We start from the raw sequence: 24,808 nt of genomic DNA, 5'->3' as shown, positions 1-24,808 counted from the left end.
GTTAAAATATAACGATTGAAAATGAATAAGAAGACTAACTAATTGTGCCTGGATCAGATGATGATTAAATCATATCAGCTCATAGTTTAATTGTTTACGGATATGTATTCGAATCAATTAATGGTGTGAGAAACTTTGTTGCTTGTAACAAACATTTTCAAACTCAGATTTTGGTTCTCACGTGGAATTGTGCTATTGATTTCGAATATATAACAATATTTTAGCCCAGACAAATGCTCTTTTAACATTTTCTTCAAAAGTGCCAAATTTGCAGGCTGTCATTCCACTATTCCACACTATAGGGATAAAATAATATAAGGAATATGCTTTTGAAATAGTTTTATGTATGTTTAAGCCCTAATTGTTGTGTCATGAAAATATTGAATATTGTCTTTTGCCTGATGTTTGTCGTGTTTGCGGGCTTACAGTACAATGATCCCGATCCGTACGTATGGATGCCTATCTATCTTTATTCCGCGGCGCTTTGCGGGCTGGCGGCCCGTCACCGCTTCTATCCGAAATGGTATCTGGCCGGCATAGCGGTGTACCTGGCGTATGCTATCTATAAATTTTTTGATCAGAACGGCGTGGAAGACTGGTTTACCAAACACAATGCGGAGAACCTTGCAGAAACCATGAAGGCGGCCAAACCCTGGATTGAAGAGACCCGGGAATTTTTTGGGCTATTTATCTGTATTGGCGCATTGGGGATTAACTATTTTTACAGCAAGCGGAAAAAAGCGTAGGCTGTCTTTACCAGGATTATACTGATTTTGATGATTTACCCGATTTTGCTTTTTTGATTTTGAAAGATTTAAAAGGATAAGGGAAGATATAGGCGAATTTATCCGCTTATATCTTCCCTTATCCTTTTAAATCATAACCCAAGAATCATTGTAATCAGTATAATCCGAGGTAAGACAAAAAGCCACATTACATACTGATCTTCTGAGGCCCTCCATTTAGCGTTACTTCCTTACCTCTCCAGCGGAACCGCCCGGTTACGCCAAAAGGCAGCTTAACGGTACCGGTTACACGATTATTTATGAAAGATAGGTCTACTTCCATGAGTTCGCCATCCGGATGTACCATCGCTGCTTTCACATGAGGTGAGACTCCCGGATCCGGCGCTATCAACACGGTTCTGAAGTCAGGTGAAGTGGATTGAATGCCTGCGGTAATGCCCAGGAGGAAGAGGTTTGCGAGCGCAGCAGCTGACTGATACATGGCAGCGCTGTTTTGTTCTTTCAAAGCGGATAATTGCTGCAGCTCTGCTCCAAAAGTGCCCGTTACACCCGTTTCCTGCATCGCCTTAAAGATGTAGTACTTTTCACGAAAGGATTCTTCCGGAGATGGCTTTTCATTTAGCAAACGTTGCATGATGCTTTTCACCTGCCGCGGCGGCACTGCCTGTGCCAGTACTGCCATCGCGTTGGTGTAACGGGAAAACGATTTCCTGGCAGGTGTTTCTCCATACAATCCTTTTTCTCCATCAAAACACTGCTGATACAATACCTCCCGCAGTTTATCTGCCGTACGGGTCCATGACAGGGAGTCGGCAGGTTTATCACAATAACCGGCGATGGTCGCTGCCTGCCGGAGCGCATACAGGTACTGACCTGACAGGGGGGCCAGAGCGAGACTATCTCTGTAAGGCATATCTCCTGGTAAGCCCGTAACCGGGTCCTGGTAACGATCTACCCAGTCGAGGATACTTCGTACTCCGGGAAACAATTGTTTTGCCAGTGTTTTATCTCCTTTATACAAGAGGTAATCCTGCAAGGTGCCGATCCAGGTCAGGGCGTCTGTAATATTTAAAAGGCGGTCGTCTGACGGGTAGCGGGAGCGGATCAGGCCTTCCGGAATGCGTGACTGGTCGGCCTGTATCAGTGCATTTCTCAGCAGTCCGTCATCTCCGGAAAAAAATGCAATGGCCAGTCCCTGTATATGGGCATCCTGTATATATTGTAGCTGTTCCTTACAGGGATCGTTGTACAAGTTATCCTGGGCGCCCAGTAGTGCAGCGCGTTTGCCATTATTCCACAGCGAATCGGCTTCGGCATTTGCCGTGAATGCAGCTTTGTCATCCAGCAAAGACTGCGTATATACGTTATAGTAGTCCAGCAGGGTAAGTGGTGCTTTATCTGTTTCTATATCCACCTGTGCATAACGGAAGGTACGATAGCCCGTAGTGGTGAATTTCCGGCGGGCACCACCATCCGGACAGATGACATCCTGCACGATGCTTTTTGTGTCGTACCCCGCCAGGTAGGTAATTTTTATGTTGGCTCCCAGCCCGCCGCTGATCAGCATTTCAGGGAAACCAGTTGTTTGCTCTCCGCAGTCGAGCTGTAACCTTATTTTTCGTTTAGCCGGTATCGTTATAGGCGCCGTTCCTTTCAAAAATGCGGCATCTACAGCGGTGCCCTGCGATAAAAGAACCGTCTTGAAATGCTGTCGTTCCTGGCTAAGCTGACTGATGGGCCTTGGCGACAGCAAGCGCCAGTCGTTGGCACTACTGCCTCGTAACGCCACGCCAGCGGTAGCTACCGCTGTTTCCCAGCAGGTATCTTTAAAAGTAGTTTGTTCCCAGCCCCAGGGATGATATTGTGCGGTGATACTATCGCCGGCATAAGCGCCGTAGAAAGTACCATCGTTCGTTTTTACGGGTAGCGCCTGAAAAGCGTCATCTTCCATTACCTGCCAGGGGGTAGTTCCGGTATTGACAATAGCGGCTTCGCGGGGGGTGTGTCCTTGTATGAGCAATCCCGTAGCAAGGGTCAGCTGTCCGCGGGGCTTGCTGCTCCCGTAATTCACCACTTCAGCAGCGAGTACGTTTTTGCCATATTTCAGATAGGGACTGATATCTATTGTTTCGTAGTACCAGTTGGAGAGGTCGCCGCGGGCGGGTCCCATCCCCACCTGGTGACCATTCACATACAAACGGTAACGGTTATCCGCAGAAATGTGAATAATAAACGAACCTGAATAATTCAGCAGCTCAAATTGTTTGCGGAAAAGGTAAACGCCAAATGCTGCCGGTGCGGCTGTCCCATCGCTGATCCACCGTGCATCCCATTGCTGTGGTACTGTGCAGACTTTTTTCGGCGGCTGTGCTTTCCCGGCCATGCTCAATGCTATGAGTGCCGGCAGTAGTACACATCGTTGCAGATATTTCATAGAAGGGTGGTTGTAGATAAAACTGGTCGTCAGGATATGTTATTTACAAATATATTAAATATTATAATAAGATCGCATACCTGTCTTTAGTGGCCGGATTGCGGAAAGAAAATGTTCGTATATTCATCTCCCTTAAACTCACCACATGAAAAAAAGTGATATCCAAATTGACCCGGGATATTATACCCGTTACATTAGCCTTGTACCGGATACAGACCTGAACACTGCGCTGGCAGCGTCTTTACAGACCCTGCAGTCGTTAGATATTGTACAACTGGAACCTTTGGCGGACTATGCATATGCACCCGGCAAATGGACCTTGAAAAATGTATTTCAACATATTACAGACACGGAACGGGTCTTCACCTATCGCGCCATGATGTTTGCCCGTAAGGACCCGCAAATGGCCCCCAGCATGGACCAGGACGTTTATGCCGACAATGCGGAAGTAGATGACCGCAGCCTGGCAGATGTACTGGCGGAGCTAATCACCCTACGTACAGCCACTATTGCACAATTCAATGGGTATTCCGATACAACCTTGTCCAGAACGGGTATGAGCTGGAAAACAGAGATGTCGGTATTAGCCCTGGGATTTACCACCGTAGGACACCAGCTGCATCATCTGGATATTATCCGTCAGCGGTACCTGCAGGATCCTCCGGAGTATTCACCAGCGCATAACTAACATAGAGGTTAGTAGTTAACAATTAGCACACCTCTTCTTTAAGCCAGTAGCGCGGTCTAGCTTTGCAGACATAAAATCATTACACATGAAACGTCTGGAAAATAAAATAGCCCTGGTTACAGGAGGAAGTCGCGGTATGGGTGCTGCCATTGTGAAACGTTTAGCAGGAGAAGGTGCTACAGTAGTATTTACCTATGTAAAAGGCGCCTCCCAGGCTACTGCCCTGGTGGAAGAATTAACAGCAAAGGGACAGCGGGCATCTGCTGTAGCAGCCGACAGTGCAGACCCGAAAGCGGTCATTGCTGCAGTAGATCATACCGTAAATGCACATGGTCGCATAGATATACTGGTTAATAATGCAGGTACAGCTGTAATGAAACCATTTTCAGAATATACCCTGGAAGATTATGAACACACTATGGCAGTAAATACCCGGGCAGTATTTGTGGGCACACAGGCAGCCCTCAACCATATGAGCAGTGGCGGCCGGGTGATCACTATTGGCAGCTGCATGGCGGACCGCGTGGTAGGTCCGCATGGTACACTCTACAGCATGAGTAAATCAGCTCTCACCGCTTTTAACAAGGGGCTGGCACGTGACCTTGGCAATCGTGGCATCACCACCAACCTGGTACAACCTGGTCCGGTAGATACCGACATGAATCCGGCGGATGGTCCGCATGCTGATTTTCAACGGCAGCACATTGCCCTGGGCCATTATGGCCAGGCTACCGATGTAGCTGACCTGGTGAGCTTCCTGGCAGGACCGGAAAGTGGTTATATCAACGGTTCTGCACTGACCATTGATGGTGGGTTGAACAGTTAAATTCTACAAATATTCAGTATGGAAAAGGGGGCCTTTGGAGCCCCCTTTTCTATTTATCTGGCGAGCAGGTGCCAGTACATATAATCTGTCATCGGCGCATCTGTTATCCCTGCATGACGACCAATAGTCACCACCTGTCCACGATGGTAAGCGCTGTGATTAGCTACATGCTGTATCATTTCAAAACGGGGAATGTCGAAATCACCTGTAAAAGGAATCGCTACTTTTCCCGTAGCGGTCCATTCCTCTTCAGACAAAGATTCACAATAGTCAACCAGGCGTACGGATGATATCCTCAATCCTTCTATCGTCTCCTCCACACTACCGGTATACACTTCTCCAAAGGTGAAGGCAGGTTCCTCTCCCAACAGGGCAGCCATCCACCAGTCCTGCACGTTCCAGATATGGCGGAGCGTTTTGCGGACAGAAGAAAAACTTGAGGCAACTTCTATATCCAGTAACTCCGGCGCCTTTGTTCCCAGCCAATCCAGCATAGTGGTGTTGGCCCAGCTATTCCAGGCAATATTGGCATTTGCCATGCCTGACAGAGAAGTACGGGAAACGTTGGTAGCAGTGTGTATCATAGTCGTTGTTGTTTTATAATACAAAGAAACAACCGGTATGTGACAGCCCTATGTCAGGAGGGTTTTGAAATATTTTTCGCCTCCCCGAAAAGAAAATTATTTCACTTTGTGCAAATCCCGTTCATGATTAGTTTAACTAATGGTTTTTTAATGTAAACTTGCGGTGCAATCAACTTTAGAGCAACATGAGCCGGAAATTCTACTACCTGAGCATCACCTACATCTTCCAAATCCTGTTAAGCATCACAAACGCCTATGCCTTCGAGGCTGACAAAGGTCATATTAAAGGCGTGGTGACTACCACAGATGGCAAACCAGCCGCCCATGTATCGGTGGATTTAGTGGGTACTTCGCGGAAAACAGTTACCTCCGCAGATGGCGATTTTACGCTGCGGGATATTGCTGCCGGCAATTATGAAATACGTATATCGCTGGTGGGCTATCAGCGTCAAACGCAGCAGGTGACCGTAATAGCGGGTAAAACCAGTAATATTGATATCCGACTGAATATATCTGACCAGCAGCTACAGGAAGTGATTGTATCATCTACCCGCAACAAGTTTAAAACCAGCAGCAGCAAGGACGTAGCCAAACTACCTTTGGCTAACCTCGAAAATCCGCAGGTATATACCACCATTAACAAAGAACTACTGCAGGAACAAGGTGTATTTACGGCAGATGATGCCATCCGCAATGCACCGGGTATCACCAAACTATGGGCCGCCAACGGACGCGCCGGTGATGGTAGTGCTACCTATACCATGAGAGGGTTTACCACTGCGGCCAAACTCAGGAATGGCATGGCCGGCCAGGTAACCAGCACGGTAGATGCTATTAACCTTGAAAAAATGGAAGTAATCAAAGGACCTTCCGGCACCTTATATGGCAGTACGCTGGTATCTTATGGCGGATTAATTAACCGCGTTACCAAGCAGCCATATGACCACTTTGGTGGTGAAATAAGCTATAGCGCGGGCAGCTATGGCTTAAGCCGGGTAACCGCAGATATCAATACCCCTCTCGATAAAGAGCATAAAGCTTTATTGCGCATTAATACCGCTTATAACAGCATGGGATCTTTCCAGGACAATGGGTTCAGCAAAAACTTTGCATTTGATCCTTCGTTCTCCTATAAAGTAAACGACCGGTTAACGCTCTCCTTTGAAGCAGAAATTAATTACCGCAAGGCAACGATGCCGGCGCAATACTTTTTTTATACTACCTATGCGCAACTAGGCGTGGACAGGGCGGATCAGCTGAATGTGGATTATAAAAAATCTTACCAGGCCGGCGACCTTGTTCAAACCAGCAACAATACCAACTTCTATGGTACAGCTATTTATAAGATGTCGGACCAGTGGAAATCGCAAACAACCTTCAGCACCACGCAGGGCAGTTCTGATGGCGCCAGTCCTTACTTTTTCCTGATGCCGGGCGATACTACCATCAAGCGGATGATATGGACACTCGATGGTAATACCAATAATATACAGCTACAACAGAATTTCACCGGTGACTTCCATATAGGTAGTTTGCGTAACCGGATGGTTGTAGGGCTGGATTACCTGAATCAGGTTTCCAACATCCGGTATATTAATCCTATGCCAGCGGGCGGTCCTGCCTTATTTGATACCATTCCTACCAGGGGCAAAAATCCTGCTTACTATAATTTCAATAAGGACAATGTAAATAACCTGTATCAAACGCAGCCAAAGGCTTACACCTACAACTACACCCGCTATAATATCTATAGTGTGTATGTATCCGATGTGCTGAACCTCATGCCCAACCTGATGGTAATGGCGAGTATCAGAATGGATCATTTCAACAGCCAGCCGGTTAATAATCCAGTGGACGACAAACCCACTCAAGGCTTTGATCAAACTACTTTTTCACCCAAACTGGGTATCGTATACCAGGTGGTAAAAGATAAAGTGTCTTTATTTGGTAACTATATGAATGGATTTACGAATCCGGGGTATAAGGCCGTTGCCAACGAAACAGGGGGGCTTACGAATAAACTGTTCAAATCGGAGCAGGCCAATCAGTGGGAAGCCGGTGTAAAACTGGATGTATGGGATGGCAGGTTAAGCAGTACCATCAGCTATTACGATATACAGGTGAAGAACAAAGCCATCCAGGGCAACATACCAGGTTCGGCTATTCAGGCTGGTACGCAATACAGTAAAGGGTTTGAGGCGGAAGTAAATGCCAATCCTTTTACCGGATTCAATATAGTGGCAGGCTATGCTTATAATGACAGCAAATGGAAGAATGCCGCTGCTTTATACGCAGGCAGGAGGCCAACAAGTACAGGTCCGTTGAACGCTGCTAATCTGTGGCTCAGCTATACACTCGCCACGACTGCGGCCAAAGGGCTGGGTATCGGTTTTGGAGGCAACTACGCAGGTGATAATATGGTCATAAACAACGCCATTAATGGTGTATTTACCTTACCTGCCTATACCGTGTTGAATGCGGCGGTTTATTACAATCAGCCGAAATACCGTATAGCCATCAACGTTAATAATCTGGCTAACCGGGAGTACTGGACGGGCTTCACCACTGCAGATCCGCAGATGTTAAGACAGGTAACCGGTACGTTGGCTTACAAATTTTAATCCCGCTCACGCGGAATACTGAACGGGTGCGGGGACGGAAGTTCCCGCACCTGGCGTTTATAACGGTTTGTCATTCAATGGCCCTGGGCCAGCTTTCCACTTTTCACAGACCAGATCCCGGTTAATTTTCTCTCAGAAATTTGGTAAAATGAAAAATACATCTACATTTGTTGTATAAACAACAGTTGTAATTGTAATTATGAAACTGGAAGAAGAACTGAAGCAGACCAGGTTTAAGGACGAATACCAACGTGCCATGCTAAATATAATATTTACCGGTGGTTGGCTGGAAGTAGGCGCTTCTCATGTGTTGAAGCAATACGACTTATCGAGCCAGCAATTCAACGTATTACGGATACTTCGAGGAAGTGCGCCTAAACCATTAAACCTGCTGGACATACAGGAGCGGATGATGGACAGGATGAGTAATGCCACCAGGCTGGTGGAGAAGCTCCGTCAGAAAGGACTGCTTACCCGCAAACAATGCGATTCCAACCGCCGTAAAGTAGAGATTGAGATTACAGATAAAGGTCTGACTTTATTAAAGGAGCTGGATCCGATCATGGAAAAGAATCACAAGGAACTCACGAAGAAACTTACAAAAGAAGAAGCTGTTATATTAAATGAATTGCTGGATAAACTCCGGGATTGATTTTTTTTGCCCTAACAATTGTATATACAATAAAAGTACAAACACTAACAAACCTACATTATCATGTTTAAAAGATTACTTCAAACAGACGACAGCCTTACCGCCTTTATAGTGCGTATCACCTTAGCATTAGTGATATTACCACATGGTGCTCAAAAATTACTGGGGCTGTTTGGTGGTTACGGATTCAAAGCCACCATCAACTACTTCACTTCCCAGGGCACCCCGGCCATCCTGGCTTTCCTGGTGATACTCACAGAAAGCATCGGTGCGCTGTTGATTCTTTTCGGATTTACTACGAGGCTGTGGGCAGCCATGCTGACTGTTATTATGCTGGTAGCAATTTCTATACATCAGGCTAACGGTTTTTTTATGAACTGGAGCGGAACGCAGTCTGGTGAAGGATTTGAATACCATTTACTGGTTATCGGTATCAACCTTGCACTGATCATTAAAGGCGCGGGACGCTGGTCCGTTGATCGTCAACTTTCTAAATAAATAATACTTAAATTCAATAAAAAACAATCATGAAAAAAGGTTTCTTTTTCACCACTCTCCTGGTATTAGCCAGCATCGTTAGTTTTGCACAGGTAAAATGGAATGCTGATCCAGCTCATACCAGCATCATCTTCGGTGTGAAGCACTTAGGTCTGAGCTATGTGCAAGGCCATTTCACCAAATTCAATGGTACCATTGAAACTGCTGACAGCACTAACTTCCAGAATGCTAAAATTGATTTCACGGTAGATGCTTCCAGCATTTCCACAGGGGTTGATCAGCGTGATGGTCACCTGAAAACAGACGATTTTTTTAACGTAGCAGAATACCCTTCTATCACCCTGAAAAGTGTTTCCCTGAAGAAATTAGCAGGTGACAAATATGTATTGCTGGCAGACCTTACCATCCGCAACACTACAAAACGTGTAACCTTTGACGTTACTTACAACGGTGTCATCAAAGATCCATGGGGCTTGAGAAGAGCTGGATTTACTGCCAAAGCCACTATCAACCGTCTTGATTTTGGTGTCAAATATGCAGACAAATTACCTTCCGGTGTGTATGCAGTAGCACCTACTGTTGATATCACCGTGAACCTGGAAGCAGTTAAGCAATAGTTTACAGATTATAATTAGTGTTTGAGTACGGTCCCGGTGTAAGCCGGGACCGTTTTTTATTTATGAAATACCTCACAAAAAAATGGCCGTTCCATCCGGAACAGCCACGCTATAATTTTCGATACTACTTTATTTCTTCTTTGCTTTCTTTTTCGCATTAGCCGCAGCTCTCTTCTTCACTTTTTTCTCTACTTCCGCCATTTCCTTATTATGCTCATCCAGCAGCAGCTGCCAGTTATCATTAGGGATATCTTCGGAGAAGCTGATGGTTTCCCGGTAATCATCTTTATTGATCTTCATTTCCGTGATAGGCTTACCGAGGAATTTCTGAATTTCATCCAGGATAGGCTTTTCTTCTGTGGCGCAGAAGGAAACTGCCTGTCCCTTCTGTACACCACGACCGGTACGGCCTACACGGTGTACATAATTTTCAGGCACGTCTGGTAAATCGTAGTTTACCACGTAATCCACGTTTGGAATATCAATACCACGTGCATTCACATCGGTAGTTACCAGTACTTTGACTTCCCCTTTTTTGAATATATCCATCACTCCGAGGCGATCATCCTGTTCTTTACCACCATGCATGGTAAGTGATTTGATACCAATACGTGCCATGGCCGCCATTACACGCTCTGCGCGTACTTTGGTACGTACAAAGACCAGGATTTTGCTTTCCGGAAATTCCTTGATCAGTCTTTCCAGGAAAAAGCGTTTATCATCCATTTCCACATAAGCTACAGCGTGGCTAACGTTCTTAGCGACCGGATCTTTGGGAGATATTTGTATGCGGATAGGATTATTTACTACGGAATACGCCAGGTCTTTAATGTCTTTATTCAGGGTAGCTGAAAAGAACAGGGTCTGATGTTCGCGGGGAATATGCTTGATAACATCGCGGATGTCGCGGATGAAGCCCAGGTCCAGCATGTGATCGGCCTCATCGAGTACGAGGGTTTTCACCTGGCTCAGGTCTATATGACCCTGATTGATCTGGTCAAACATACGGCCGGGGGTGGCAATGAGCACATCCACGCCTTTTTCGAGTACTTTGATCTGGGGGCCCTGCTCCACGCCGCCTACCAGGGCAAGTACTGTCAATTCGGTGTATTGTGCAATCGCCTGAAATACTTCTGCTATCTGGATGGCCAGTTCACGGGTAGGCACCATTACCAGGCATTTCACCTCATATTTGGCTTTCCGGTATTTACGATCCTGTTGTTGGAGACGGTGCAGGATAGGTATAGCAAAAGCAGCTGTTTTACCGGTTCCCGTCTGTGCGATGGCCATTACATCATCCCCGTTCAGGATAGATGGTATTGCCTTAAATTGTATATCTGTAGGCTTTTTAAAGCCCATTTCCTCTAAACTGTCCTTTATTTCAGCCGAGATATTGTATTGTTCAAATTTCATGTGATGCCGTTAGAAGGCACAAAGATAGCATAAAGCGGAAAGCATAAAGCACAAAGCTCCTGACATGGAGACAAAAGCGAATATTATGTGATATGATAGATCCGCCTTTGTCTCCATGTCAGGAGCTTTATGCTTTATGCCTTTAGCCTTTAGCCTTCAGCTATTGTTTAATCAGTTGTATTTCCATATTCAACTTCACCTCATCACTGAGTACAATGCCGCCGGCTTCCGTGGTGGCATTCCAGCGCAGGCCATAGTCTGCACGATGAAGGCGCCCTTTGAGGGCAAAACCCGCCTTGGTTTGTCCATAAGGGTCTACTGTTACGCCAGCATGCACTACATCCAGTTCGATCGGATGCGTTTCGCCCTTAATGGTAAGCTCTCCGAGTAATTTGTACTGCTCGTCATCAATCTTTTTTACTTTTTTGGAGACGAAGCTGATTTTAGGATGATTGGAGGAATCAAAAAAGTCGCCATTCTTCAGATGTTCGTCTCTTTGCCTGTTCTGCGTATCAATACTATCCGCCGCCGCTTCGAAGGTGATAGTTGCGTCATGAAAATCCTCGCTGTTCGTTTGAATACTTCCGGTAAAACGCGTAAAATATCCACTCACATTCGTAATCATGAGATGTTTAACTTTGAATCCGATTTCGCTGTGTGATTCATCAATTTTCCAATTTGTCATAGCACATTGTTTTTTATGTCTTCAAAGACCCAATAAAAATACGTGTTATCACATCATAAAACTTGGACATTTTGCTGGAAATGATGGACGATTCTAACATTAACATTTCTTTATAATAACCATATTATTTATTATAATTAAATTAAATTCATACCCAATTACCATTAGAAGATGCCATTTACGATATCACATGCAGCTATAGTTGTTCCCTTTTCCGACACTTCCCGCAAATACCTTTCTGCCACCGGTTTAATCATTGGCAGCATGGTTCCGGATTTTTTATACTTTATTTTCCTTAACCCTTACTTCAACCTGGGACACCTGTGGTGGGGCATTTTCGTATATGACATCCCGTTAGCGCTACTACTCGCATACCTGTATCATGGCGTGGTAAAACCAATACTGTTGCCCTATCTCCCGGAATGGATGCGGGGCAGACTACAGCTCTTCCGGCCTTTCAACTGGAACAACTATTTCAGGCAACATTACCTGGTGGTCCTTTCTTCCATCATCATTGGAATACTGACCCATTTTTTCCTGGACGCATTTACACATGAAGATGGCTTTTTTGTTGCCTGTTCATCTTTTCTGCAAAGGGATATCCAGGTGGGGAATCATCCTATGAAAATGTGGTACCTGATGCAATATGTCAGCTCCATAGCAGGGTTGTTGCTCCTGTTTTATTTCTTTCTGAAAATACCTTTTGTAAAAAACAGTCCAACAGTAACCACCCCACGAAAAATGGGTTTCTGGATCACAACGGCGCTGCTGAGCGGCGGGGTACTCCTGGTAAATGAATACTTCCATCATATCGACTGTAAAGGCATGGACTACCTGGCCACCGCCCTGGGCGGAGTTTTCTACGGGTTAATCATCACGGTGCTGATATTCAGACCCAATGCTTATTCATCGCGGTCCGACCGGTAACACCATTCCATATTAAGGATGTGGATTATTTCATTATAGCGTGCTTCGTTATTGGTGCCTATATAAACACCATTTATAGCGCCTTCCTGCTCCGTAGTGAGTACGAGAATGTCTTCGTAATCATTAGTAAAGAAACGCAGCAACTGGTTGGAAATACCTTTCTGTTCTTCCCATTTACCCGTAATCGCAGTGATATGTTCCGGCGTCAGGTCTTCTTCCAGATCCGTGAAAGCGGTGTGGGTAAGTCCGCCCAGCGCGCCATTCCACCATGCCATGGATAGCAGGAAATGTTCTGTGGTATCGGAGTCGGTAAACCATTCTTCCCGGGCGCTGTCATATGTACCATATACTGCAGGGTTATCCAGTTGTAATTCGGCCTTTGCGATTCCCCATAATACCACGGCCTGGTTTTCTTCATAAAAAATCAGGTGTTCATTTTCCGAAAAACCGATTTCACCCAGTGAGGTTAAGCGATTAAAACTATCGTTCACCGCTTTATTATTGCCCAATGAAAGATAATACTGCCGCAGGGATGCCGGGAGTTTAATCTGTAACCTGGCTTCCAGCGCAGCGACGACCGCCTCAGGATAACCATGATTGGCGTCTTCGGCTAAGTTGTATAATTTGTGTATGATTGCTAAGTAATGCATGATAAAAACAAACTTACAAAGTAAACCTGAAAACCTTATGACCAAATACGTAGCTTTTCTCAGGGCAGTGAATGTGGGTAAGCGAACCGTTAAAATGGAAGACTTACGGCAGCAGCTGGATGCTGCCGGCTTTAAAAATGTAAAGACGTACATCCAGAGTGGCAATGTGATGTTTGAATCAGGGAGTACTAATGCCGCCGCATTGTCTGACAAAATAGGAAAGCTGTTATTGAAAAACTATGGTTTTGAAGTGCCCACTATTATCAGATCCGTTGCACAACTGGAAGCGGTGGTTAAACAGACTCCCTTCCCGGGCATTGTTCCAGATAAATCGCGGCAGATATATGTATCCTTTCTTTCCGGCCCTGTTGGTCCACATGCGGCCCAGGTGATTGCCTCATTGCAATCGGCTGCAGAAACGCTGCATATGACGGCAGGCGAAGTATACACCATGATAAAAAAAGACCTGGAAATCAAGCCATTGGATGTGGTGGCCCAACTTGAAAAGAAACTGGGTATACCCTGTACCACCCGCAACTGGGCCACCGTAAATAAAGTAATCTGGTAAATATTTTTGTACCCTGTAAGTTTTTAGTCCTTTGATGCAACTAATCTCTTAAAGCAATATTCATGGATCAACCGGCATTTCTCGTTAGCATACAGCAGCACCAGGGCATCTTACACAAGCTTTGCCGGCTGTATCGGGATAGCCCGGAAGACCGGGAAGACTTATTCCAGGAAATGATCTACCAGCTATGGAAATCGTTTCCATCCTTTGAAGGGAATGCCAAAATCAGCACCTGGATATACCGGATTGCCCTGAACACTGCGCTGGCAGGCTTTCGTAAACGAAGTATCCCGGTTACTTACACAGATACGTTACCAGATGTGCCTATGGTACAGGAAAACAATACCACGCTCCAACAGGATCAGCTTTTTGCGGCACTTAAACAGCTCTCTGATGCAGAGAAAGCTATTATCGCATTGTATCTCGATGATATGAGCTACCAGGAAATTGCGGGCATCATTGGCATAGAAGAGAATTATGTAGGCGTAAAACTTAACAGGATTAAAACCAAGCTCAAAAATATTTTAAACTTATAAACATGGATCCTTTAAAAGCAGCCTGGGACAACGCGCCCACGCCATCCAGAAATACCGCAGAACTGGCCGCCATTGCTAACAGACAAGCCTCCCCTGTAATGAGGGGGATCAGGAAACAGCTGATCATAGAACTGGTGGGGTATACCCTTTTCCTGGTGGCCTACTATGATTTTTTTGATGGAAATAAAAAACCGTTTTATCTCAATGCCCTACTGGTTGTTTCTGTGCTGTTTTTGCTGGCATATAACGTATTCGGCTACACGCTGGCAAAAAATCCGGCTATTGGCAGTAATTTACTGGAGAACATGCAGCAGCAGTTACAACAACTGAAACGATATGCCCTTGTCTCCGTTTCCTGCAGAGTATTCGCTATGGCAGGCATTTTCACTTTCTTTCTGGCCAATATCCGCTGGGACAACAGCAAATATGCAGCAGTAGGCGTGATCGTCATCGTGACCCTGCTGGCAATCTTTGTCCACCGGAGCATATGGGCAGGAAGAATTAAACGACTCCGCAATACGATAGCTGCATTAAAGGGTTAAATATTCGTCCGCTGTTTTTCCTTGTCTGTCATCTTTTATCGTAGGTTGGACCTAATGATTTATCTTGTTCAGAACACTTGCGGAGATTTGATTTATGAAAAAAAAATCAACAACTTTAACAGCATCATGGGACGCACCTGCAGGCAGGTGGCTCCTCACCGCATTTATCACGGAGAAAAGATGGCCACACATTCTTTTTCACCTGGGTATTTTTACAGCCGGATTTCTGGCCATCCTTTTTTATACTGGTAGTCCCCGTGGTGGGCAGGCTTTTTTCTGGTATATGACCATTTATCAGTTCATTATGTGCGCGTATGTTGGCCGCCGGATGTGTAATAATCACCTGCTTCGCGGGCAACCGTTGCTTTTTAGTTTCTCCTTCCTGCTCTCTGTTTTTGTGTTAATGACTACCTATGGCATTACCCTTAATTATGCTTATGATATCAGTTTTCATGATTCACTCCTATTAACGATACTGGCGGTGGCACCATTTCCGCTCATCAGTATCTGTTTGGGTATTGCCCTGAAGTTATTGCGCCATACCATCCGGCAGCAATATGCTACAGCCGAACAGCGAAAGAGCGAACTAGACCTGCTGCTATCACAGCTCAGTCCACATTTTTTGTTTAATACGCTCAATAATCTTTATGGTCTTTCCCTTACGCAGAGCCAGCGTATGCCAGAACTGATCCTTAAATTATCGGACCTGTTGCGCTATTCGGTGTATGATGCCAAACAAACTTTTGTACCATTAAAGTCGGAGCTGGCGTATATTGACAACTACATAGAACTGGCGACCACCAGTATTGGCGAACGGCTCATATTAACTACGGACATAGCCACCGTAAACGATCCCGCTATCCGGATAGCCCCGATGTTACTGATTGTATTTATTGAAAATGCCTTTAAACATTCGCAGAACTCTGCTGCAGCAAATATTTATATTGACATCCGTTTAGCTATTTCCGGGGAACGTATACACTTTACCGTTAGCAACTCCTACGATGAAAAAGAATCAGATACCATCCGGGAGGAAGGAGGCATAGGTATTGCCAACAGCATTAAACGATTACAATTATTGTATGACAATACGTACGACTACCGATACGAAAAAAAGGAAGGATTTTATACCGCTACCTTAACCCTTCAACTGAAATAGTGATCATGATTAATTGTCTTATTATTGACGATGCGCCAATTGCCCGGGAAATAGTGGCTGGCTATTGCAGCCACTTACCCTCTCTGCATATTGCAGGCTCCTGTGGCAATGCGCTGGAAGCGAAAACGATATTAGAAAACACCGCGATAGATTTGCTCTTCCTGGACATTAATATGCCCGTATTAAATGGTATCAGTTTTCTAAAAACATTAAAACAAATACCCGCCGTTATTTTCACTACCGCGTACAGGGACTATGCTGCGGATGCCTTTGACCTGGCGGCCTGTGATTACCTGGTAAAACCATTTTCGCTGGAACGCTTCATTGTAGCGGTAGATAAGGCGAAAGAAAAAATTCAGCCGGCCACAGGCAGCGATCCTTATTTTTTCCTGAAGGCAGACGGTAAAATTTATAAGCTTCCGCATGAGGATATTTTGTTTGCAGAAGCGAAAGGCAATTATACTAAAGTGGTGTGCAGTCAACAGGTGATTATTCCCAATCTCTCTTTTTCCGCACTGGAAGCGTTACTGCCCGCTACTACCTTCGTCAGAACGCATCGTTCGTTTCTTATCAACAAAACGAACATTACACATATACAAGGTAATTGCATCTATATTCAAAAGCACGAAATTCCTATCGGCAACAACTATAAAGAAGCACTATTCAAACAACTGGGCCTGTAATTAATATGCTCCCAGTATTTGTTTGAGGTGATGTTCCATATGATGCAGGTAATCTTCAATTAAAAACTGCAACGGTAATACAGTACCATCTCCGTACTTGCAGCATCTGAGCAGATCGTCTTCCGGAATTACGGTGATGATAGCCGCGAGATGACGGTTATATGTTTCCCACAACTGCAAAATGAGTTGACGGTCCTGTTGCTGATATTGCTGGGCGCTAACCCAGGCATCACCATCGTATGCAATCGTTGGCACATTTTCTACCAGTCCTCTTACAAACCGTTGATGGTTGTTGGAAGCTGAATCTACCAGGTGGCCCAGGATCTCTTTCTTAGACCACTTACCCGGCGCCGGTTTATGAATAAAATCGGCATCCGCTATCTGCCGGATGCGATCAGGAATGATATCACACAGATTCGTTAATTGTTGCGCTACGTGCTGCACTGCCATGGAAATCTCTTTTCATCAAAATTAGATTTTTATAATCAAAAAATACCTCCCTTTTCAATAGCTTTATGAACAGTTAAAATAAGCGTATGCACCACGTGAGGAAAATTTGCTTTGCTATACTGGGGATGGTGATCTTCACAAAAAATATATTTGCTATCGGCTATCCGATCAGATACCTGGGTATAGAAGACGGTTTATCGAATAACGCAGTTACCAACGTATATCAGGACCATAAAGGATTTATGTGGTTTGGTACCTATGATGGATTGAACCGGTATGATGGATATAAATTTAAGATCTACCGGAATAAAATAGGAGACAGCACCTCTCTGCTAGACAATGTTGTTTACACTCTTGCAGATGACAGCCACCACCAACTTTGGGTAGGCGGGCGCAGAGGGGTATGCGTTTTTAATCCGGTGAATGAACAATTCAGCCTGCCACGCTATTTGCCGGTCAATAGTAAAATAGCCCGGAAAGTGAATGGGAATACCCATATTATCAAATCTGATGATACCGGTATTTTATTAATAGGCACTGAAAAAGACGGACTACTTTTATTCAACAACAGCACGGCTACCGGACGGCAGATTCCGTTAAACAACCACCACACCAACATTACAGACTATGAAGTAACCGCTATTGAATTTACCGGAAAATCAGCCTGGGTATTTGTGCAGAGTATTGGCTTGTGCAAATATGATATAGCACGGCAGCAGTTAGATATTGTTTGCAGAGATATCACCCGCGGCAATTGCCTAACGGTGGATAAATCCGGTAACATATGCCTTGGTACTGACACCGGTGTTTTTCGTTATAATTCTGTAACTGGAAAGTATGCAGGCAATGTACTCCCGGAAAACAGCAAAATAGTGAATCTGTATACCGACCGGGAAGGAACCATCTGGTGTGCCTCCGACGGTAACGGCATTTACCTGATGGCCGTTACCGATTCTGTAGCCACTCCATTTACCACCGCCGGCAGCAAGCAACAACTCAACAGCAATGCGGTATATTCTATTTACGAAGACCGGGAAGGCCGGAAATGGATTGGCACCTTGCGTGGAGGGATCAACATCGTAGCGCCTAAGCGCAATCCGTTTGAATTAAATGTGCTGAACAAAAACCCGGATGCCCGGGCTATCGATAATTTTATTTTTTCCTTTTGTGAAGATGTACATCATAATATCTGGATAGGTACGGACGGCGGTGGCCTGAAATACTGGAACCGGGAAAACAATACCTGGACTTCTTATCAACATGACCTCTCCGGCAAATCCGGTATCAGCAGTAATTTTATTACGGCTATCATCGCCGACAGCCAGCATGACCTGTGGATGTCGACCTGGTTTGGAGGCGTTAACCGATATTCCGCCAACGGCGGTGCTTTTCAACAATATGTTTGCTTTAATCCCTATACCCATACAGCAGAAAACAATGTATGGATGGTGTATGAAGACCGGCAACAAGATATCTGGGCCAGCACCACCAACAATGGCACCCTCTATCGCCTGAACCGGCAGCAGAACAGGTTTGATCTTTTTGACAGCAGCCTGGTAAACATGCAATGCCTTGCAGAAGATAAAGACGGCAATTTCTGGGGAGGCAATTACTCCTCGCTCATCAAAATAGACAAAGCCCGCAAGCAACATCAACGATTTGATATAGGCTATACCGTAAGATCCATTTACCAGGATCAGCTGGGGGCCTTCTGGGTAGGTACAGACGGGGGCGGGTTATTACGCTTTGACCGCAAAACCGGTCAGTATAAGCGTTTCACCACTTCCGAAGGATTACCCAGCAATTCTATCCTGCGTATTTTGGAAGATAAAACCGGCAATCTCTGGCTCAGCACCTTCAACGGATTATCGCGGTTTGATCCTGCCAAAAACAGCTTCCGTAATTTTTCAGCCTCCGATGGCCTGCAAAGCAACCAGTTCAGCTTTAATGCAGCACTGAAATTAAGTTCAGGAGAATTCCTGTTTGGTGGCATCAAAGGGTTTAATATTTTTTACCCGGACAGCGTATACTCTCAAACTACCATTCCCCCGGTATTGCTAACGGCTATCAGAATCAACAATACCTCCATTACACAACAGGAAAAATATGTAACAGGGAGAAGTAAAGAAGAAGTACAGGAAATTACTGTTCCCTATGACAAAGCCACTATTGCCTTTGATTTTGTAGCGCTGGAGTATACCTTACCCGATAAAATCAGTTATGCCTATCGCCTCCGGGGATGGGATAACAACTGGAACTATGTAGGACAGACGAGGACCGCCAACTATACCCACCTGCAGGAAGGCAGCTACGTTTTTGAAATAAAAGCCAGCAATGCAGACGGGCTGTGGAGCAACGACATACATACTATTACCCTCATTGTACTGCCTCCCTGGTACAGAACCTGGTGGGCTTACCTGATTTATATCAGCAGCACCATTGCGGCCGTTTACCTGTATACCCGGTACAAAGCCAGGGAAGAGCGATTGAAATATGAAATTAAACTGGCGCACCTGGAAAATGAAAAAGAGAAAGAGCTGAATGAAAAGAAACTGTCTTTCTTCACCAATATATCCCATGAATTCAGGACACCACTTACCCTGATCATCAATCCGCTGAAGGAACTGGTACAAAATAAAGATAACCGGGACCTGAGCATCGTTTACCGCAATGCCAGACGCCTCCTTAGCCTTGTAGATCAGCTCCTGCTATTCCGTAAGGCGGACCGGGATGGTGATCAGCTGAAAATTTCAAGGCTGGATATCGTCAACCTCTGTCAGGAAGTATATCTCTGTTTTTCCCAACAGGCTAAAATTAAAAACATTGACTACCAGTTTCTAAGTCCGCAGCCTGCCATTGAAATATATGGTGATAACGAGAAACTGGAGATTGCGATATTCAACCTGCTCTCCAATGCCTTCAAATTCACACCGGATAACGGAAGTATTATTTTTGAAATAGGCAACACGGCCAACACCGTCACCATTACGATAAAAGATAGTGGCTGTGGTATTGAAGGCAGTGTGGGCAACCGGATATTTGAGAAGTTCCAACGGGCCCAGGACCACAAAGAGTCCTTACAAACCGGTTTTGGCATTGGGCTATACCTGGTAAAGCATTTCATTGAAGGTCATCACGGCACCATCAGCTACCAGAGCAAAATAAACGAAGGCACCGCTTTTCTCATTTCCCTGAAAAAGGGAAGCGACCATTTTGCCGGTACTCCCTTACAGGAAAACACCAATTACAAATCGGCATTCCTGGAAGAACTGACTGAGGCAAACACCCTACCCACACCAGAAATCCCGGTAGATACCAAAGAAATAGAAGGAAGCAGCACTACTATCACGGAGAAAAAATCGATTCTCCTGATCGATGATCATGATGAGATCCGGCAATACCTGCAGCAACTATTTAAAGACCAGTTCATCGTATATGAAGCGGATAACGGTACCAGTGGCTTTGCTGCCGTGCAGCAATATATGCCCGACCTGGTCATCAGCGACATTCAAATGCAGGGGATGGACGGCGTAGAGCTATGCGCCAAAATCAAACAAACGGCCACCTTAAGTCATATACCGGTGATTTTACTTACCGGCTCCTCCGCCTCCGATACCCGGATCAAAGGATTGGAAGGCGGGGCAGATGATTATATCACCAAACCATTTGAAAAAGACTTTCTCATGGCCAAAGTGCATAACATCATTAAAAACAGGAATCTGCTGCAACAGTACTTTTTTGACCGCATCACGCTCAAAAACAGTAATATCAAGGTACCGGCTGAATACCAGGACTTCCTGAAAAGATGTATTGAAATTATTGAAGACAACCTGGAAAATGAAGAGTTCTCTATTAAGAAGTTCACACTCGAAATAGGCATGAGCCATTCCAGTCTTTATAAAAAAGTAAAATCTATTTCCGGCCAAACGATCAATTCCTTTATCCGCTCCATCCGCCTCCGCAAAGCGGCCGTTTTGCTACTCAAGGAAAACTATACCATTACCCAGGCAGCCATGCAGGTCGGGATCGGAGATGTTAAATATTTCCGGGAACAGTTTGTAAAACTGTTTGGAATGAACCCTTCTGACTACGTAAAAAAGTACAAGCATTCCTTCAACCGGGACTTTAACGTCACAGAAAGCTGAGCAGTGAGATAAGGAGTGCTGACTGCCAGCATTTCCATCATTTCCGCCATGGTATTCACTCCAGGCACACATGGCTGCCAAATTACCCCCTGGTATAATTTACGATTTTACCCCCCTTTTTAAATGATTTACCCCCTCTATGATTGTGGAGGGGGGTAGTACATTGCGGATATCATAAGGCTGGGTATTAGCCCTCCTTGCAACCAAAAGAATATTCCACCTTCCAATTCATTTAAATTAATGCGTTATGAAAAGACTTCTATCCGGAACGGACTTCTTGTTATTTGTCCTATTACGGAGCCAACCTGTTTTGGGCCGTTTGTGTTTTCTTTTATTGTTGTTTTTTGCGGTTAATGTGCAGGCACAACAACCGCTGATTACAGGCAAGGTAACTGCCGATGGGGAGGCAATTCCCGGTGTAACCGTCCGGGTGAAGCACAAAACAGCTGGCACATCTACAGATGGTGATGGTAAATTTTCCATCGCAGCCGCTATCGGAGACACACTCCTGTTTAATCATATTGCTTATAATGACCTGAGTGTTCCGGTAAAAAGCGGGACACCCTTAAAAATAGTCCTTGAGTCACTCAGCAAAACGGTGAGTGAAGTAGTGGTAGTAGGTTATGCTACACAAAAGAAAGCCACACTAACAGGTTCCATCTCGGTAGTAAAGGGAGCCGACATGGTACAAAGCCCACAACCCAACATATCCAATTCACTGACGGGCCGTTTTTCAGGGGTAATTGCCAACAACCGCTCCGGCGAACCCGGATACGATGGCTCCACCATCAGCATCCGTGGACTGGGTACCACCGGTAATAATGATGTGCTGGTAGTAGTAGACGGCGTACCCGGTCAGATAGGTGGGCTCGAACGACTGGATCCCAATGATATAGAAAGCGTGTCTATCCTGAAAGATGCCTCCGCAGCCGTATATGGTAGCAGGGCTGCCAATGGCGTTATGCTGGTAACGACCAAAAGAGGGAAGACCGGCAAACCGGTGATCAACTACAGCTTTAACCAGGGATTTTCATCTCCTACCCGCCTGCCCAAAATGGCTGATGCGTATACCTATGCTCAAATCAGGAATGAAATACAATATTATGTTAGTCCTACCGGCGGCATGAACCAGGTTTATACCGATGCACAGTTACAGAAATTCCGGGATGGATCTGATCCGGTTAATTTCCCCAACACCAACTGGCAGGAAGCTACGCTGAAAAAAATGGCTACACAGAACCAGCACAGCCTGTCCGTGAATGGTGGCGGTGAAAATGTACGCTACTTTGTATCTCTTGGTATGCTGGGACAGAATGGGCTGTATAAAAACGGTGTTACCAAATACGACCAATATAATTTCCGGTCTAATATAGATGCAGACGTGACGAAAAGATTGAAGGTGAGTCTGTATTTGTCTGGACGCCAGGAAGACCGGCTGTTTCCGACCACGGGTGCCGGCGACATTTTCCGCAGCATTTACAGGGCCTACCCAACCGTATTGGACAGGTATCCAAATGGCTTGCCCACTACCGGTATAGAAAACAATAACCCGGTGATGCAGGCTACTGATGCCGGTGGTATCAACCGGAATCCCTCCCAGGTGTTTAATGGTATCCTGAAAGGTTCCTATGCCATTCCAGGTGTGGATGGATTATCATTGGATGGCTATTTATCCGCTGATAAATCCTGGAACTTCGGCAAATCATTCAGCACTCCTTATAAGGAATATACGTTTGACAAAACCAGTCAAACCTATGTGCAAACAATAGTAGGCGGTTCCGCCGGCAAAGCCTCGCTGACCGAATCACAACGGAATGTGTCTTTGCTGACCACCAACATCAAGTTGAATTATGCCCGCCGTTTTGGCCAGCATAATGTCAATGCCTTTGTGGGATATGAGCAAAGCAAAAACACGCTGGATACGCTCAATGCGTCCCGATTGAATTTCCCTACTCCTCAAACACCGGAGCTGTCCCAGGGAGGATCTACAGCTACAGATAAAAACAACTCTGGCAGCAGCTACAATTTTACCCGTAAAAGTTATTTCGGACGCATTGCCTACGACTACCAGGAAAAATACCTCCTGGAAGTACAGGCACGTGTGGATGGATCTTCTACTTTTCCTCCTGGCAACCAGTATGGATTTTTCCCTTCCATGTCTGCTGGCTGGCGCATATCAAAAGAGGCGTTTTTCAAGCCGGTTACTTTTATCAACGACCTGAAATTACGTGGCTCCTATGGCTCGCTGGGTAATGATAATGTAGGCTTATTCCAGTACTTCGATAACTACTCGCTGATAAATCAGTATGTACTCAACGGACAAATTCATTCCGGCATCGATTTGACAAAACTGGCCAACCCATATATTACATGGGAGATTGCTAAAAAAATGGACCTTGGGTTGAATGCCATTTTCCTGGATCATTTCAACCTGGAATTTATTTACTTCCAACAGAAGCGCTCTAAAATATTGACCCAGCGGAATGCGTCCCTGCCACAAACATCTGGTATCGTAAATCCATACGATAAGAACAAGCCATTGGTACCTGCAGAAAATATCGGTAAAGTCAACAGCAATGGTATAGAAGCCACGCTTGGCTATGATAACACAACCAGCGGCGATTTCCACTACAATATTTCCGGTAACATAACCTATGCTAAAAACAAAATCATGTTCATTGATGAAGCCGCAGGACTGCCAGCCTATCAGCGTCAAACCGGTGGACCAATGAACACTTACCTGTTATATAATGCCATCGGCATTTTCAGAACAGCAGAAGATTTGAATAAATACAAACACCTGCCAGGTGCACAACTGGGCGACCTGATTTATGAAGATCACAATGGCGATGGTGTTATCAATGCGGATGATGCGGTGAGAACCCAATATGGCAATATTCCCGAGATCACCTATGGCTTAATATTAAATGCAGACTACAAAGGTTTCGATTTGTCTGTTCTGTTTGCTGGTCAAAGTCATGTAAGTCAGTATGTATTAGCTGAGTCCGGCACTATCGGCAATTTTTACAGCAGTTGGGCAGATAACCGCTGGAGTCCAACCAATATTAACGGCAGCTATCCAAGGGTAGACGAACGGGCGTCTGCTTCTGTTAATGGTGGTCGTTATAATAATTCCTTCTGGCTGAACGATGCTTCTTTCCTGAGATTAAAGAATATTTCACTGGGCTATACCATTCATGCGGCGCTGTTATCACGTGCCAAGATTGGCGCGCTTCGGATATATGCCAATGCATTTAACCTTTTCACCATTACTAAAGTAAAAGACTATGATCCTGAGGGTAACAGTGCCAACGGGCAGTTTTATCCGCAGCAAAGGATCATCAATCTTGGTGTAAATGTTAAGTTCTAAACCGTAAAAAATCA

Annotated in this window: 21 protein-coding genes; 15 read left to right on the top strand and 6 right to left on the bottom strand. The window is 45.1% G+C overall.

From position 1 onward, the window contains the following. The first annotated feature begins 371 nt into the window (after positions 1–371). Positions 372–746, top strand: a complete 375-nt coding sequence (locus tag AB4Z08_RS09060) for a transmembrane 220 family protein (RefSeq protein WP_441573405.1) — start codon at positions 372–374, stop codon at positions 744–746. Between the two features lie 187 nt (positions 747–933). On the opposite strand, the gene AB4Z08_RS09055 is transcribed toward AB4Z08_RS09060, so the two are convergent. Further along, entirely contained in the window at positions 934–3,180 is a 2,247-nt protein-coding gene (locus AB4Z08_RS09055; RefSeq protein WP_441573404.1) for an alpha-L-rhamnosidase N-terminal domain-containing protein, read from the bottom strand. Between the two features lie 145 nt (positions 3,181–3,325). On the opposite strand from AB4Z08_RS09055, the gene AB4Z08_RS09050 reads away from it, so the two are divergent. After that, on the top strand, positions 3,326–3,868 hold the full coding sequence (locus tag AB4Z08_RS09050; RefSeq protein ID WP_441573403.1) for a DinB family protein: 543 nt from the start codon (positions 3,326–3,328) through the stop codon (positions 3,866–3,868). A gap of 85 nt (positions 3,869–3,953) precedes the next feature. After that, the gene (locus AB4Z08_RS09045; RefSeq protein ID WP_441573402.1) at positions 3,954–4,694 is read left to right on the top strand and encodes an SDR family NAD(P)-dependent oxidoreductase; all 741 of its coding nucleotides are present in this window, start codon (positions 3,954–3,956) and stop codon (positions 4,692–4,694) included. Positions 4,695–4,747: 53 nt separating this feature from the next. On the opposite strand, the gene AB4Z08_RS09040 is transcribed toward AB4Z08_RS09045, so the two are convergent. Further along, positions 4,748–5,278: a DinB family protein gene (locus tag AB4Z08_RS09040; RefSeq protein ID WP_441573401.1), complete on the bottom strand. Its 531-nt coding sequence runs from the start codon at positions 5,276–5,278 to the stop codon at positions 4,748–4,750. 185 nt (positions 5,279–5,463) lie between these two features. Here AB4Z08_RS09040 and AB4Z08_RS09035 point away from each other — a divergent pair, with 185 nt between their 5' ends. The 4 genes from AB4Z08_RS09035 to AB4Z08_RS09020 all read left to right on the top strand — a co-directional run bounded on the left by AB4Z08_RS09035 (position 5,464) and on the right by AB4Z08_RS09020 (position 9,666). Next, positions 5,464–7,899, top strand: a complete 2,436-nt coding sequence (locus AB4Z08_RS09035) for a TonB-dependent receptor domain-containing protein (protein WP_441573400.1) — start codon at positions 5,464–5,466, stop codon at positions 7,897–7,899. Between the two features lie 199 nt (positions 7,900–8,098). Continuing rightward, positions 8,099–8,551, top strand: a complete 453-nt coding sequence (locus AB4Z08_RS09030; RefSeq protein WP_441573399.1) for a MarR family winged helix-turn-helix transcriptional regulator — start codon at positions 8,099–8,101, stop codon at positions 8,549–8,551. Positions 8,552–8,614: 63 nt separating this feature from the next. Beyond that, on the top strand, positions 8,615–9,049 hold the full coding sequence (locus AB4Z08_RS09025) for a DoxX family protein (RefSeq protein WP_441573398.1): 435 nt from the start codon (positions 8,615–8,617) through the stop codon (positions 9,047–9,049). A gap of 29 nt (positions 9,050–9,078) precedes the next feature. Continuing rightward, positions 9,079–9,666: a YceI family protein gene (locus AB4Z08_RS09020; protein ID WP_441573397.1), complete on the top strand. Its 588-nt coding sequence runs from the start codon at positions 9,079–9,081 to the stop codon at positions 9,664–9,666. 129 nt (positions 9,667–9,795) lie between these two features. Here AB4Z08_RS09020 and AB4Z08_RS09015 read toward each other — a convergent pair whose 3' ends face one another. Both AB4Z08_RS09015 and AB4Z08_RS09010 read right to left on the bottom strand, forming a co-directional pair. Next, the gene (locus AB4Z08_RS09015; RefSeq protein ID WP_441573396.1) at positions 9,796–11,079 is read right to left on the bottom strand and encodes a DEAD/DEAH box helicase; all 1,284 of its coding nucleotides are present in this window, start codon (positions 11,077–11,079) and stop codon (positions 9,796–9,798) included. Between the two features lie 160 nt (positions 11,080–11,239). Next, positions 11,240–11,764, bottom strand: coding sequence for a YceI family protein (locus AB4Z08_RS09010; protein WP_441573395.1), 525 nt, complete (start codon positions 11,762–11,764; stop codon positions 11,240–11,242). Positions 11,765–11,935: 171 nt separating this feature from the next. On the opposite strand from AB4Z08_RS09010, the gene AB4Z08_RS09005 reads away from it, so the two are divergent. Then, positions 11,936–12,691 (top strand): DUF4184 family protein, encoded by a 756-nt coding sequence (locus tag AB4Z08_RS09005; RefSeq protein ID WP_441573394.1) that lies wholly within the window; start codon positions 11,936–11,938, stop codon positions 12,689–12,691. Here the strand turns inward: AB4Z08_RS09005 and AB4Z08_RS09000 are convergent. Next, positions 12,667–13,341 carry a hypothetical protein gene (locus AB4Z08_RS09000; RefSeq protein WP_441573393.1) on the bottom strand — a complete coding sequence of 225 codons (675 nt, stop codon included), beginning with the start codon at positions 13,339–13,341 and terminating at the stop codon, positions 12,667–12,669. The genes AB4Z08_RS09005 and AB4Z08_RS09000 overlap by 25 nt on opposite strands. A 37-nt stretch (positions 13,342–13,378) precedes the next feature. Here AB4Z08_RS09000 and AB4Z08_RS08995 point away from each other — a divergent pair, with 37 nt between their 5' ends. From AB4Z08_RS08995 to AB4Z08_RS08975, 5 genes are all read left to right on the top strand, one after another. Next, positions 13,379–13,909 (top strand): DUF1697 domain-containing protein, encoded by a 531-nt coding sequence (locus AB4Z08_RS08995; protein ID WP_441573392.1) that lies wholly within the window; start codon positions 13,379–13,381, stop codon positions 13,907–13,909. 62 nt (positions 13,910–13,971) lie between these two features. After that, a complete protein-coding gene (locus tag AB4Z08_RS08990; protein WP_441573391.1) occupies positions 13,972–14,445 on the top strand; it encodes an RNA polymerase sigma factor in 474 nt (157 codons plus the stop codon). A 2-nt stretch (positions 14,446–14,447) separates the two neighbouring features. Next, entirely contained in the window at positions 14,448–14,987 is a 540-nt protein-coding gene (locus AB4Z08_RS08985; protein WP_441573390.1) for a hypothetical protein, read from the top strand. 94 nt (positions 14,988–15,081) lie between these two features. Next, entirely contained in the window at positions 15,082–16,146 is a 1,065-nt protein-coding gene (locus AB4Z08_RS08980; protein WP_441573389.1) for a sensor histidine kinase, read from the top strand. Between the two features lie 5 nt (positions 16,147–16,151). Then, positions 16,152–16,829, top strand: a complete 678-nt coding sequence (locus AB4Z08_RS08975; RefSeq protein WP_441573388.1) for a LytR/AlgR family response regulator transcription factor — start codon at positions 16,152–16,154, stop codon at positions 16,827–16,829. On the opposite strand, the gene AB4Z08_RS08970 is transcribed toward AB4Z08_RS08975, so the two are convergent. Beyond that, complete coding sequence (locus AB4Z08_RS08970) at positions 16,830–17,279, bottom strand: DinB family protein (protein ID WP_441573387.1); 450 nt, start codon at positions 17,277–17,279, stop codon at positions 16,830–16,832. It lies immediately after the preceding gene. Positions 17,280–17,365: 86 nt separating this feature from the next. Between AB4Z08_RS08970 and AB4Z08_RS08965 the strand changes: the two genes are divergently transcribed. Both AB4Z08_RS08965 and AB4Z08_RS08960 read left to right on the top strand, forming a co-directional pair. Further along, a complete protein-coding gene (locus AB4Z08_RS08965) occupies positions 17,366–21,424 on the top strand; it encodes a hybrid sensor histidine kinase/response regulator (protein ID WP_441573386.1) in 4,059 nt (1,352 codons plus the stop codon). Positions 21,425–21,671: 247 nt separating this feature from the next. Continuing rightward, complete coding sequence (locus tag AB4Z08_RS08960; RefSeq protein WP_441573385.1) at positions 21,672–24,794, top strand: SusC/RagA family TonB-linked outer membrane protein; 3,123 nt, start codon at positions 21,672–21,674, stop codon at positions 24,792–24,794. Positions 24,795–24,808 lie beyond the last annotated feature (14 nt).

It is taken from the genome of Chitinophaga sp. RAB17 (genome assembly GCF_052114225.1).
In the GTDB taxonomy this organism is placed as follows: domain Bacteria; phylum Bacteroidota; class Bacteroidia; order Chitinophagales; family Chitinophagaceae; genus Chitinophaga.
Note: the sequence above shows the minus strand (reverse complement) of the source record. Positions and strands in the feature narration are given on the sequence as shown.

Excerpts from the sequence above, each read along its gene's own strand:
- AB4Z08_RS09060 (WP_441573405.1), top strand. The coding sequence starts at position 372 with ATGAAAATATTGAATATTGTCTTTTGCCTGATGTTTGTCGTGTTTGCG.
- AB4Z08_RS09055 (WP_441573404.1), bottom strand. The coding sequence starts at position 3,180 with ATGAAATATCTGCAACGATGTGTACTACTGCCGGCACTCATAGCATTG.
- AB4Z08_RS09050 (WP_441573403.1), top strand. The coding sequence starts at position 3,326 with ATGAAAAAAAGTGATATCCAAATTGACCCGGGATATTATACCCGTTAC.
- AB4Z08_RS09045 (WP_441573402.1), top strand. The coding sequence starts at position 3,954 with ATGAAACGTCTGGAAAATAAAATAGCCCTGGTTACAGGAGGAAGTCGC.
- AB4Z08_RS09040 (WP_441573401.1), bottom strand. The coding sequence starts at position 5,278 with ATGATACACACTGCTACCAACGTTTCCCGTACTTCTCTGTCAGGCATG.
- AB4Z08_RS09035 (WP_441573400.1), top strand. The coding sequence starts at position 5,464 with ATGAGCCGGAAATTCTACTACCTGAGCATCACCTACATCTTCCAAATC.
- AB4Z08_RS09030 (WP_441573399.1), top strand. The coding sequence starts at position 8,099 with ATGAAACTGGAAGAAGAACTGAAGCAGACCAGGTTTAAGGACGAATAC.
- AB4Z08_RS09025 (WP_441573398.1), top strand. The coding sequence starts at position 8,615 with ATGTTTAAAAGATTACTTCAAACAGACGACAGCCTTACCGCCTTTATA.
- AB4Z08_RS09020 (WP_441573397.1), top strand. The coding sequence starts at position 9,079 with ATGAAAAAAGGTTTCTTTTTCACCACTCTCCTGGTATTAGCCAGCATC.
- AB4Z08_RS09015 (WP_441573396.1), bottom strand. The coding sequence starts at position 11,079 with ATGAAATTTGAACAATACAATATCTCGGCTGAAATAAAGGACAGTTTA.
- AB4Z08_RS09010 (WP_441573395.1), bottom strand. The coding sequence starts at position 11,764 with ATGACAAATTGGAAAATTGATGAATCACACAGCGAAATCGGATTCAAA.
- AB4Z08_RS09005 (WP_441573394.1), top strand. The coding sequence starts at position 11,936 with ATGCCATTTACGATATCACATGCAGCTATAGTTGTTCCCTTTTCCGAC.
- AB4Z08_RS09000 (WP_441573393.1), bottom strand. The coding sequence starts at position 13,341 with ATGCATTACTTAGCAATCATACACAAATTATACAACTTAGCCGAAGAC.
- AB4Z08_RS08995 (WP_441573392.1), top strand. The coding sequence starts at position 13,379 with ATGACCAAATACGTAGCTTTTCTCAGGGCAGTGAATGTGGGTAAGCGA.
- AB4Z08_RS08990 (WP_441573391.1), top strand. The coding sequence starts at position 13,972 with ATGGATCAACCGGCATTTCTCGTTAGCATACAGCAGCACCAGGGCATC.
- AB4Z08_RS08985 (WP_441573390.1), top strand. The coding sequence starts at position 14,448 with ATGGATCCTTTAAAAGCAGCCTGGGACAACGCGCCCACGCCATCCAGA.
- AB4Z08_RS08980 (WP_441573389.1), top strand. The coding sequence starts at position 15,082 with ATGAAAAAAAAATCAACAACTTTAACAGCATCATGGGACGCACCTGCA.
- AB4Z08_RS08975 (WP_441573388.1), top strand. The coding sequence starts at position 16,152 with ATGATTAATTGTCTTATTATTGACGATGCGCCAATTGCCCGGGAAATA.
- AB4Z08_RS08970 (WP_441573387.1), bottom strand. The coding sequence starts at position 17,279 with ATGGCAGTGCAGCACGTAGCGCAACAATTAACGAATCTGTGTGATATC.
- AB4Z08_RS08965 (WP_441573386.1), top strand. The coding sequence starts at position 17,366 with ATGCACCACGTGAGGAAAATTTGCTTTGCTATACTGGGGATGGTGATC.
- AB4Z08_RS08960 (WP_441573385.1), top strand. The coding sequence starts at position 21,672 with ATGAAAAGACTTCTATCCGGAACGGACTTCTTGTTATTTGTCCTATTA.